Annotated in this window: 6 protein-coding genes and 1 pseudogene; 2 read left to right on the forward strand and 5 right to left on the reverse strand. The window is 35.1% G+C overall.

What is annotated here, in order from left to right:
* Nucleotides 1–60: 60 nt before the first annotated feature.
* A complete protein-coding gene (gene putA, locus R2I74_RS04910) occupies nt 61–3,120 on the reverse strand; it encodes a bifunctional proline dehydrogenase/L-glutamate gamma-semialdehyde dehydrogenase PutA (RefSeq protein WP_316354237.1) in 3,060 nt (1,019 codons plus the stop codon).
* A gap of 73 nt (nt 3,121–3,193) precedes the next feature.
* Here putA and R2I74_RS04915 point away from each other — a divergent pair.
* A pseudogene (locus R2I74_RS04915) lies at nt 3,194–4,023 on the forward strand (IS5 family transposase).
* 220 nt (nt 4,024–4,243) lie between these two features.
* On the opposite strand, the gene R2I74_RS04920 reads toward R2I74_RS04915, so the two are convergent.
* Together R2I74_RS04920 and R2I74_RS04925 are read right to left on the reverse strand one after the other, a co-directional pair.
* On the reverse strand, nt 4,244–5,581 hold the full coding sequence (locus R2I74_RS04920) for an MFS transporter (protein ID WP_316355306.1): 1,338 nt from the start codon (nt 5,579–5,581) through the stop codon (nt 4,244–4,246).
* Nucleotides 5,568–6,479 (reverse strand): DMT family transporter, encoded by a 912-nt coding sequence (locus R2I74_RS04925; RefSeq protein ID WP_316354239.1) that lies wholly within the window; start codon nt 6,477–6,479, stop codon nt 5,568–5,570. The genes R2I74_RS04920 and R2I74_RS04925 overlap by 14 nt, the downstream gene beginning before the upstream one ends.
* Nucleotides 6,480–6,695: 216 nt before the next feature.
* Here R2I74_RS04925 and R2I74_RS04930 point away from each other — a divergent pair, with 216 nt between their 5' ends.
* On the forward strand, nt 6,696–7,430 hold the full coding sequence (locus tag R2I74_RS04930) for an OmpW family outer membrane protein (RefSeq protein ID WP_316354240.1): 735 nt from the start codon (nt 6,696–6,698) through the stop codon (nt 7,428–7,430).
* A gap of 236 nt (nt 7,431–7,666) precedes the next feature.
* Here the strand turns inward: R2I74_RS04930 and dnaE are convergent, their stop codons facing one another.
* Nucleotides 7,667–11,113: a DNA polymerase III subunit alpha gene (gene dnaE / locus R2I74_RS04935; RefSeq protein WP_316354241.1), complete on the reverse strand. Its 3,447-nt coding sequence runs from the start codon at nt 11,111–11,113 to the stop codon at nt 7,667–7,669.
* Nucleotides 11,103–12,392, reverse strand: a complete 1,290-nt coding sequence (locus tag R2I74_RS04940; RefSeq protein ID WP_316354243.1) for a UDP-glucose dehydrogenase family protein — start codon at nt 12,390–12,392, stop codon at nt 11,103–11,105. Before R2I74_RS04940 ends, dnaE begins: the two co-directional genes overlap by 11 nt.
* Nucleotides 12,393–12,475: the final 83 nt, after the last annotated feature.

Consider the following 12,475-nt stretch of genomic DNA (forward strand, 5'->3'; position numbering starts at 1 on the left):
TAGGAGTCACAGAATCGAGTCGTCTAATGACGCATAATTCGCAAATTTTTACTGAGTATATCAGTTTTTATTTAATAATTCAATATTTCCGCCTACCGCAGTTAAATTAATTGTTATGGTTCTCTCAGTAATAAATCTTAATAAGTAATGTGGCCCCCCAGCCTTAAAGCCAGTACCTGATTTATTTTCCCCACCAAAAGGTTGAGATTCAACTTTAGCTCCTATTATCGAACGATTAGCGTAAATATTACCAACACGTATTTTGGTGCAGATATATTCAATTTTGCGTTCTATCCGTGAATGAATACCAAAAGTTAAGCCAAAACCACAAGCATTGATTTCATCTAATACTGCGTCTAATTCATTAGCCTTATAACGGACGACATGTAATATAGAACCAAATTTTTCCTCTGGTATATCATTAATTGAGGTAATTTCTATAATATGAGGGTAGAAAAAATAGCCATCCTGTTGCTGTCCAACTTGTGGATGATGAGCAACTAAGTTGAAACCTTTATCAATCATATTTTTTACATGCTCATTTAAAGCCAATAGCGATTGTTTATCAATCACTGGACCAATATCAGTAGCAAAATTACTAGGATCTGCGATGGTCAACATAGCCATCGCATCTTTAATCATCTTCAGCAGCGGTTCATATATTTCATCTTGAATATAAATTATTCTCAGTGCTGAACATCTTTGACCACTTGAGCCAAAAGCTGAATTTAATACATCATCTGTAACTTGTTCAAGCAAAGCAGAACTATCAACAATCATTGCATTTTGACCGCCGGTTTCTGCAATAAATGGTACTATTCCATTGGTACGTGCTGCTAGGTTTAAATTAATGATTCTTGCAGTAGCGGTAGAGCCGGTAAACACCACTCCAGAGATGCGTTCATCGCTGATTATGTATTTGCTAATATCACTACCTGAGGCAATAATAAGATGTAAAGCTGATGTAGGCACTCCAGCCTGATGCATTAATTTTACAGCAATGCTTGCAATTACTGGAGTTTGCTCTGCTGGTTTTGCAATTACGCTATTACCGGTTACTAGTGCAGCTGCTATTTGTCCGGTAAAAATTGCTAATGGAAAATTCCATGGGCTAATACAAAGAAAAATGCCTCGTGGATGCAGTGTCAGCATATTACTTTCACCAGTAGGAGAAGGTAATGTTAAACCTGAAAATAATATCTCTGCTTGATTAGCATAATACCGACAAAAATCAATAGCTTCCACTACTTCAGCAATAGCATCTTTTATTGTTTTTCCAGCCTCTTCTATTAATAATGCATATAAATAAAACTTATTTTCTTCATAAAGATCAGCAATTTTTCGCAAAATATCGGCTCGAAGCTTAATGTCATATTTTGACCATTGGTTAAAACCATTAGCAGCACTTAACGCTACCATACTGATCTCAGTAGTGGTTGCTCGAGAAATATCAACAAATTTTTTCAATGATTTTGCTGGAGTTGAACGAGTAGTCACTGTAGCACTGGTTAGTATTTTACCATCTATGATAGAGCTAACCTGATGTTCTTGCCCATAAAAACCACTTACTGCTTGGTAGATATTATGATAATCAGCTTGATAGCCTAATTCGTAACCGATGGGGTTCTCTCTATTGGGATAGATATCCTTTGGCAATATTATAGGTTGATCATCAGTGTTATGTAAATGCTTTACATGTTCATATAAATTATATGCCAGTTTTGCTGATGGCGTTGCAGCATTCTTTACTTGATTAACAAAACAGCTATTAGCGCCATTTTCTAACATTCTACGCATTAAATATGCCAGTAAGTCATTCATTTTACCAATTGGTGCATATATTCTTACTGGATGATTTTTGTTCAATGTATTATGTAAAGCTTTGCCCATACCATGTAATTTTTGAAATTCAAAAGCCTGGCCTTGTGCAAGTTCGATAATGGTAGCTGCGGTTAAAGCATTATGGGTAGCAAATTGTGGAAATATATATTGGCCATGCTCTAACATCTTTTTTGCACAAGCAATATAGCTAGCATCGGTATATTCTTTTTTAGTGAATACTGGATAGAATTTTAAACCTTGTTCTTGTGCTTGCTTAATTTCCAGATCCCAGTATGCCCCTTTTACTAATCTTATTGGAATTTGCCTATCTTGTGTTTTGGCAACTGCAATAATCTCATCCAATACCTTGTATGCCCTAGTTTGATAGGCTTGTAATACTAAACCTATGCCATTGAAGTTTTTAAATGAGTGGTCATTAATGATCTGTAAAATCGTATATAAATAAATATCCAGCCTTTTTGCTTCTTCTGCATCAAAAGTAATGGTTAAATTATTATCTCTAACTTTTTTAACTAAAGTAATTAACTTTGGTAGCAGGTAATTATCGATGTCATGTTTTTTGCTAAACTCAAATCGTGGATAAAGTGCTGTAAGCTTTACTGATAAATTTGGTTGATGCCAGAGATCGACATTGGGATTAAAAGAGTTGCTTGCAGCTATTTGTTCAATCGCTGTAAGATATTGATTATAATATTCTTCTGCCTGTTCTAAAGTGTGAGCTGATTCACCCAATAAATCAAATGCAAATCTATTATTAGGGTAGTTTTTTATGGAAGCCAAGGCAAGAGGTACATCATGGCCAAAGATAAACTCTTTCCCTAAAAATTCAATTGCACGTTTTAAAATAGTTAAGAATACTGGTTGGCTAATATTATTAACCATATTAGTTAAAACGTTGTTGATACTAGCCATGTCAGCTAGTTTACCTGAAATATATAAACCATAAGCTACAAAACCTGCCTTAACCGATTTTGATTTATTTAAATGAAGTTGCCAGTTTTTGTCGGCTAATTTATCAATTACTAATGCTGCTGCAATTTCTTTGTCAGGTATACGTAACAACCCTTCAGCCAGACACATGATTGCTACACCTTCAGCTGTCGACAAGCTAAACTGTTGAATGAATTCTTCGATACCAAATTCATGATCTTGTCTGATGGTACTAATTAATTGTTGAGCTGAATTAATGACTGCTTCTTGGTTGGCAGCAGACAATTTAATAGCTGGCAGCAATATATTAATTATATCTTTTTCGTTCTCTAAACTAGTGACAAGCATGATTATTTATTAGACCTCTTTCGAAACTGGACTAAATATGTTATAAAGTCGAATTTACTTAATTTAGAACTATATGAGATATAAAAATTTAAGCATTTTATCGGAAGAGCATTTTAGAAGATTAACAGGGGTAAGAAATAGTACATTTGAAAAGATGGTAGGGATTTTAAAGACAGAGAAACAAATAAATAGGAGGTACCAAGGTGGCAGAAGAGCTAGTCTTAGTATGGAAGACAGCCTATTAATGACACTTGAATATTTAAGGGAATACCGTACCTATTTTCATATAGCTAAGAATTATGGAGTTAGCGAAAGCAGTGCATTTAAAACAATTCGTTTTGTTGAAGACACTCTAATAAAACATCCGGATTTTGCTCTTCCAGGTAAGAAGGCTCTAGTTAAAAGCGGTATGGAGTATGAATTAGTTTTAATAGATGCTACAGAAAGCCCTATAGAGCGACCCCAAAAAAACAGAAATACTATTACTCAGGTAAAAAGAAAAGACATACGTTAAAGACTCAAATAGTAGTAGATAAGAAAAGCAAACGAGTCATATGCACTTCTTTTTCCAATGGTAAGCGTCATGATTTTAAATTATTTAAAGAATCAAGAACCCATATACTGCCTGAGGTTAAAGTGATTACTGATACTGGTTATCAAGGCTTACAGAAGATTCATACAAATTCTGAGCTACCAAAGAAAAAGAGTAAAAAGAATGCTTTAACTAAAGAAGATAAGAAAAATAATAGAAGTTTAGCAAGTGACAGAGTATTAAATGAAAATGTTATCGGTGATAAATTATGTTAAAGCGTTTTAAAATAATTGCATCGAAATAGACGCAAAAGATTTGGTCTTAGGTTCAATTTAATTGCTGGTTTATATAATTGGGAGCTTGGTAAATGAGTTTCGAAAGAGGTCTATTTAATAAATTTTTTAAATTACTAATAGTGGTCATCCCGAACTTGTTTTGGGATTTTATGAAGTCCTGCTGAGATCCCGAAACAAGTTCAGGATGACCCATTGCGTTCGGTATGACATCGTGTATTTGAGAGCATAGCTATAATATTTAATAGCGTTTATTTGAATGCGTTTTTAAATAAAATCAAACACCCATAATATAAGTTCACCTGCTATACTCTGAAGCTATTTGCCCTTTTCCATCTGCAAACACCTTACCAGCACCAGGTTTTTTGGTAGATTCATCAATAATGGACTCCATAGAACGGTCTTTATAAAAATATAAAGCTATCAGGCTCATCACTGCACAACCAACTATATAATAGATGCAAGAAGTAAATTTACCGGTATGATACACCAGAAGTCCAAGTGCGTACGGGGTTGTTCCGCCAAATAGGCTGACAGCGGTATTATACGAGACAGATAAAGCAGTGTTTCTGACATTAGTCGGATAAAACTCTGCTTGCAGAGCTGGTTCTGGTCCGATATAAGCTGCTGCTAAAATTGATAAAATAATCTGAGCCACGATTACAGCGGCGAAATCACCGGTTTCACAAATATTGATTAAAGTCGGAGTAGCTATAATAATAATAATTAAGACAATGGCAAAAATCTTCTTGCGGCCAATTAAATCTGATAAATAGCCAGTGAGTAAAGTTACAAAAGCCATAATAATGTAACAGACATTTACTAAACTAGTGACATCACTCTCTGAAAAATGTCTATTTATTTGTAAATAAGACATTAAATAAATTGCCTGCAAATAAAATATCACTGATCCTGTAGAATTAATTAAAATTGAGACTAGCATATCAGTCCAGTGTTTTTTGAACACTTGTTTAAGAGGAGAGCGTATGATATTACCACTATCTTTGATTTGTTCAAAAAGAGGAGTTTCTTCGGTATAATTTTTTATGTAAAAACCAGCAAACATAATTAAAACACCTACTAAAAAAGGTAAGCGCCAACCCCACTCTTCAAATTGCTCAACAGATAATGTTGATTTTACGATATAAGATGCAGTAGAACCTAACAAGATGCCGACACAGATACCAGACATTGCAATGCTACCAGTAAAACCACGGTGCTTTTTTGTCGTATGTTCAATAACAAAAGAAATTGAACCAGTTAATGCTCCACCCATTGATAATCCTTGTAACATACGGACGCAGATCATTAGGGTAGTAGCAGTAACACCTATACTATCATAAGTTGGGAGGAGTCCCATAATGACTGTAGGAATAGACATACACACCACTGCGGCACTAAGAGCAGCTCTACGACCAAAGCGATCGCCTAATATTCCAAAGAAGATGCCACCTATTGGTCGCATCAGGTAGCCAATGGCAAAAGCTAGGAACGCATGTAATAAAGAAGCGCTGGGGTCGGCATCAGGAAAAAATTTTTGTCCTATAATTGGAGCAAAATGCCCAAACAAGGCATAATCATACCACTCAAACGTATTAGCAATCCCGCTTGATAATATTAATCTACGTGTATTCATTACTTTTGTCATCTACTTCTGTGGTACTTTTCTGGGTTATTATTTTTTTCTCGGAATAAACTATAAATAATGTTGATGGAATGACAATCAAAGCGCCATAAATAGTGCTTTGTTCTGGTAATTCTTTGAAAATAAAAAATGCTGCAAGCGCAGAAAATATTAACTCAAAATACCGATAAGGTGCGACGGCCGTCGCATCTATCAGCTTAAATGCTTTTAACAGAAAGAATAAAATTAAATTTGCGCTCATGCCTAATATAAAAAGTAAAGATACTTCCAGAATAGTTGGGGTTTGCCAATATAAAGCTGCTGGAGGTGCTGAGAGTATAGCAGTAATTAACGCTGAATAAAATAACATACTGATCATTGACTCTTTAATTACAAACCTTTTGTTAATAATATCTAACATTGCAAAAGCAACAGCCGCTGCTACAAATATCAATATTTTGGGATCAAAGTCTGATGCATGTGGCTTCAGGGTAACCACTATTCCTAAAAATCCGATGATAGTAACAACCCATCTTTGCCAAATTATATTTTCACTAAGGAAAAAAACAGCCAATACCAAGGTAAACAGAGGTATAGCAAAGCTTATGACGGTACCAGTTGTAATCGGTGCTATAGTTAATCCATAAGTCCATGATGTCATACCAAAGAATAGCAAAACTCCGCGTATTATGTGGATAAAAGGATTGCTGGTCTTCAAGGTATCTTTACCATAATACCAGATAAAAGGTATGAGGGTGATTGTACTGAAGAAAAATCGAAAGAATGCCACTTCAAAACTTGGCAAACGCAAACCGGCATATTTTGAAATTACGTCATTTAAGGTACTACTAACTAAACTTAAAATAAACCATCCAATACCGATAAAATAAATACGTAATTTGTCATTCATATTGCCTCACGTAAACTATAGTTCGACAGAAAATACATTTATTTCTCAAAAATAGCAAAAAAGTTTTTTGTAAATTAAGTGATTGTGGCAATTATCACACTGAGATTAACCTTCAAGCAATTATTGACTAGTATTACAATACTGATTAGACATAAGTTCGTATATAATGCAGAAGCATATTTAAGTACTAAATAAAAGGGTTAAGGATACTAGGTTATGAAACATATCACAAAATATTTTTTTTCTATCTGTCTAATGCTAGCCATAATGATAAGCGCTGTTGTAGCTGCTGAAAAAAATACCGAAAAAAACATAGATGATAATTATGATGCAGATTACTATAATGATGAAGGAAAGCTTTTGTTTAAGGTCAGAGGTTATGGTATAGCTTCCAATGCTAAACAAAAAGGGTTGCCGAAATCTTCTGTTGCCGCACCAGCTTCAACAAACCCTTTTATAGCAAATGGTTATGGTGGAGATACAGCAACAACCATATTCTTTGGTGATAATATGGCCGCAGAATTATCTTTGGGTTTTGGAGTTTTAAATACAAAATATTCTACCTTAAACAATGTGGGGTATAATTATGGTGGTCAGAATACTGCCGGCAAAAAAAAGAAAATATATATGATTCCTTTAACTGGCACTGCTCAATATCATTTTGCACCATATGGTGCTATTAGGCCATATGCTGGTGTTGGTTATCATGGTGCATATTTGTTCACTAAAGCTAAAGAATTTAAAATAAAAAATGGCCACGGTGCAGTGCTACAAATTGGTGTAGATTTTGTGGCAAAAGATGATACGTTCATTAATGTTGATATCAGGAAGTATTTTTTGAAAGCAAAAGTAACCTATAAAGGAGCGTTGGTAAGGAATGTTACCACCATATCATCTACGGCTAAAATTGATCCTTTGGTTATTTCTGCAGGTATAGGGTTTAAATTGTAAAAGGTTAAGTTCGTTGACATTAAGTAATAAACGTCAAGCTTTGAGCGAAACCTTTGGCTCGGTGGCAATTTAGTCTTTATCAGCCCTTTGGGCTGATTCCTAGATTGCTTCGTTGTGGCTTTGTATGGGCTCGCAATGACGACATGAGAACGTCATAGTAACGTTTAATTTTAAAAACTGTGCAAATCTCCAGCAACGCTGAACTCTGAAAGTTTGATGACTCCTTATGGTGACAGTTAAACTTCGGGATGATTTGGTTTATTAGACTCAAATTGCTTCAAAGCCAGTAAATTATCATTATTTAAATAAAAATTTCCTGGCAACTCAACTTTGGCCATAAAACACTCGTTAACTTGTAAAAGCAAACAAATTTCTGCATTAGTTTGTTCAGCATTATCAACAATTCTTAGTATATCTACAATTTTACTTAATTCTGAATAATTTCTAGAATAAAGCTTTAGATTAAGTTTGGTATTACTCACAAGATCATTTAAGGCTACAAAATGTTTTGCTGTTAATTTAATGCCACCATCGTCTTTAAAAGCATCGCAGCTGACCACTACCAGTGTTTGTAGTTCTAATAGCTGAATATTATTCTTTATAACTTCTTCATTGTAGATAGTTACGTCAAAAATGCTAAACTGATCTGATAATTGTAAGCTAATAAACCTACCGCGTGCAGACATTCTGGAATCTTTCTTTTGTAGCACGCCAGCAATTTGAATTTGACTAACTCCTTGAGCTAAAGAATGCAGAGTATCTGAATTATAGATGCCATTCTGCTGCAATATATCATAATATTCTGATAATGGATGGTGCCTGGTAAATAACCCCAATACTTCAAATTCTTGAAATGATAAAGCGCTGGCAGTTAACATTGCTGTTTCCTGGAGAATATAGCTATTGCTATGATCAGCTCTCAGCAAACTAAATTGATTAGCTACCTTTTCCTGGTGGTAAGACACTGCATATCCCATCAATTTTGAAATACTAGATAGTAATTGATTACGATTTAAATGCATTAAGTCAAAACAACCAGCTTTAATAAGGTTTTCCAGCAAACGACGGTTGAGTGATTTAGGTTCTATTCGTTCTACAAAATCAATAATATTTTTAAAAGCACCGTTTTTTGCTCTTTCATTACTCAACATCTCGCCAAAAGCTGGTGGTACATTCTTAATTGCGCCCAGTGCGTATATTATTGCTTTTTCTGCTGAGATAGAAAAATAACCACGGGCAATATTAATATCTGGGGGAATAACCTTGATTTGGTTGTTTTTGGCCTCTTGAATAAATAAATTAATTTTATCAAAATTATCAAGCTCAAGATTTAAACAGGTTACCAAAAATTCTAAGGTGAAATTAGCCTTTAAATAGGCTGTTTGATAAGAAATTACCGCATAAGCAGAAGCATGAGCTTTGTTAAAACCATAACCGGCAAATTTGGCTACTGTAGCAAAAATTGATTTTGCATGTTCAATTGTTATACCTTTTGTTCGCGCCCCGTTGATAAAAATTTCTTCCTGAGCCTGCATTTCTTTTTTGACTTTCTTACCCATAGCCTTACGTAACAAGTCTGCGGCTCCAAGGCTATATCCAGCAAGAGTTTTAGCAATTTCTAACACCTGTTCTTGATAAATAATTACGCCATAAGTATATTCCAGAATAGGTTTTAACAATGGGTGTAAATAATCAGGCTGTTGTTTACCATGTTTACAAGCTATGTAGGTTGGAATATTTTCCATTGGCCCTGGGCGATATAATGAGCCAAGAGCGATTAAATCTCCTATACAATCAGGCTGTAAACGCTTTAAAGTATCTTTCATCCCGATACTTTCAAACTGGAACACACCAGTGCCAGCCCCTGTAGACAACATTTGATAGGTTTTGTGATCATCGAATGGAATATGATCTAAATCTATCTGGGTACCACGAGTTCTTAATAATTCTAGACATTTAGCAATTACAGTAAGAGTTTGCAGTCCTAAAAAATCAAACTTCATTAATCCAGCTAAATCTGCATATTTCATTGAATATTGCACTATTAGCATATTAGAATTAAGATCTTGATATAGCGGCACTAATTCTATTAGATCAATCCCAGCAATAACTACTCCGGCTGCATGCACTGAGGTATGGCGATGTAAACCTTCTAGAACCAGCGCAGTAGACAATACTTGTTTGATTGCTTCTTCTTCTCCCGGTAAATTATACAAGCCATTACCACTTGCCGCAGCCTTTAATTCTGCAACTGATGCAATCGCTGCTTCCAATGTTACTGGATTTACTGCATTAAATGGCACCAACTCAGTTAAATAATCAGCATATCTATATGCTAACCCCAATACCCTAGCAACATCTTTAATTACTGCTTTAGCTTGCATTTTACCAAAGGTAATAATCTGTCCTACTCGATTATCTCCATATTTAGTACGTACATAATTTATAACTTCTTCGCGCCGTTCCTGACAAAAATCAATATCAAAATCAGGCATTGAAATTCGTTCAGGATTTAAAAAACGCTCAAACAGCAAACCAAATTTTATTGGATCAAGATCCGTGATTAATAAACTCCAGGCCACTATTGATCCTACTCCAGATCCCCTACCTGGTCCTACTGCAATTCCTTGCTCCTTACTCCATTTAATGAAATCAGCTACGATCAAAAAATAGCCGGCAAAGTTCATTCGACAAATAATATCTAGCTCATATTCTAATCGCTCAAAATATACCTGCGATATCTCATCTGCAGGATTTTCATATCGTGATTTTATTGCTAATCTTGAATTTAAACCAGCTATAGCTTCTTGACGTAATATATCAACTTCCGCAATCTCCTTATTGGTACTGAAGCTTGGCAACATTGGAGAGCGAGTTTCAGCCATGAAATAACAACGCTTAGCTAAACAAACTGTATTTTCTATTGCTGATGGTAAGTCTGCAAATAATGCAATCATTTCAGCTTTTGATTTGAAATAGCACTGATTACTAACTCTCTTGCGATGATCATGATCTTTAGTGACGCCGCCAGCGATACAAAGCAGCACGTCATGTGCGTCATGCATTTCAATATTGCTGAATAATACATTGTTGGTAGCGAGCAAGGGTATGCCGAGATCTGCGGCGATATTAATATAATTAGCCTCAATTAGGCGCTCTTTCTCAAGATGATGACGCATAACCTCAAAATAAAAGCGATCACCAAAAATATTTTGTAATTGGCTGGCCCAACTAATCGCTTGATTTAAGTCATTGCTAAGTAAACTTTTGCCAATAACACCTTCGGTATAACAAGACAAGGCGATAATACCATCGCTATATTCAACTAAATCATTAAGCGTAATATGATTACAAATTTTACGTTCATTCTTAATAAAACTATAACTGACTAATTTTAATAAATTATGATAACCAATATCATCTTTAGCAATTAATAAAATTTCTGCAAACTGCTTTTCTGCAATAGCCAAATTCAGGATGGCACCATGTATTGGCTGCAGACCATAGTTACTTGCACTGATGGCAAATTCCAGTGAACCAAACAAATTACCACGATCGGCCAAACAAAGTGCCGGCATAGAAGCAGTTTTAGCCAAACCGACTATGTTGTCTATGGTCAGAGCACTTTCCAGCATTGAATAGGAGCTTTGTACCCTGAAATGGACGAACGACTTAGTCGCCATGATGTCTACCTACCGCATAATATTTAAAGCCTTTTTGTTGAAGGCTAGTAACATCTAGGATATTCCTTAAATCAATAATAATCGGTGTTTTTAATTGTTGATAAATAATATCAAAATCTAATTCCTGAAATTCTGGCCATTCAGTAGTAATAATAATTGCATCAGCATTCACACAAGCTTCAACAGCAGAATTCACACATTCTATTCCAACCAATGGCAATGAGATTTGCGGATCATAGACTCTAATAATAGCGCCTTCAGCTTGCAATAACTGAATAATTTTAATAGCTGGACTATCTCTTGTATCATCTGTACCTGCTTTAAAGGTAAGGCCAAATATTGCAAAAACTTGCCCTTGGAGCTTTGTTCTGGTTATACTGCAAATTTTTTTGACCATATCGTGAGATCGAAGGTTATTAGCTTTAATTGTTGCATTCAATACTAAGCAATCAAGATCGCAATTTTTTGCCACCTGAGATAATGCTAAAATATCTTTAGGAAAACACGACCCACCGAAACCAGGACCAGCTTGCAAAAATTCTGAGCCAATTCTATGATCAGATCCCATACCTAGACTCAATTCTGTAATATTCGCATCTATTTTTTCACATATATTGGCCATCTCATTAATAAAAGCTATTTTAGTAGCTAGGAAAGAATTGGCAGCATACTTAATTAACTCGGCGGTTGTTAAGTCAGTCCATATAAAAGAAATGTCACGTGCAAGCAAAGGCTGATAAAGCGCTGCTAAAATTTGTTTGGCATGATCATCACTAGTGCCAATAACTACTCTATCCGGTGTTAAAAAATCTTGTACAGCACAACCTTCTCGTAAAAACTCGGGGTTGGAAACAATGTGGTATTGTTTGCCTTTTATTCGCAGTGCATTGCTAATATTACGACAGGTTTCAGGAGGTACAGTAGATTTAATGACAATCACACTATCTTGATTAATGTTATTTTGAATATGGTGAATTGCATCCAAGACACCACTTATGTCGGCAGCACCAGATGCTAGCGACGGAGTACCTACTGTGATAAAAATAACCTCTGCTTTTTTTAGCTCTAAATATTGAGTGGAGAAATTTAATTTACCGGAACACAATTCCGCCTTGAAATATTCCTCTAAACCTGGCTCATAAATTGGCAATACGCCTGCTTGGAGCTGTTCAATCTTCAAAATATCAGTATCGATACAAGTAACATTATGACCTAAATAACTCATCATTACCCCAGATACTAAACCAACATATCCTACGCCGATAAATGCAATATCCATTAGCTTACTTTTTTAAATCCGTATATATTCTAGGTTCTGTGAACATTTCGCTTTAAAATGTTCACAGAACCTAAATTTTGTAA

This window comes from Candidatus Trichorickettsia mobilis (assembly GCF_963422225.1).
GTDB lineage: Bacteria > Pseudomonadota > Alphaproteobacteria > Rickettsiales > Rickettsiaceae > Trichorickettsia > Trichorickettsia mobilis_B.

Bases quoted from the DNA above. Each gene is read 5' to 3' on its own strand.
- putA (WP_316354237.1), bottom strand. From the start codon at position 3,120: ATGCTTGTCACTAGTTTAGAGAACGAAAAAGATATAATTAATATATTG.
- R2I74_RS04920 (WP_316355306.1), bottom strand. From the start codon at position 5,581: ATGAATACACGTAGATTAATATTATCAAGCGGGATTGCTAATACGTTT.
- R2I74_RS04925 (WP_316354239.1), bottom strand. From the start codon at position 6,479: ATGAATGACAAATTACGTATTTATTTTATCGGTATTGGATGGTTTATT.
- R2I74_RS04930 (WP_316354240.1), top strand. From the start codon at position 6,696: ATGAAACATATCACAAAATATTTTTTTTCTATCTGTCTAATGCTAGCC.
- dnaE (WP_316354241.1), bottom strand. From the start codon at position 11,113: ATGGCGACTAAGTCGTTCGTCCATTTCAGGGTACAAAGCTCCTATTCA.
- R2I74_RS04940 (WP_316354243.1), bottom strand. From the start codon at position 12,392: ATGGATATTGCATTTATCGGCGTAGGATATGTTGGTTTAGTATCTGGG.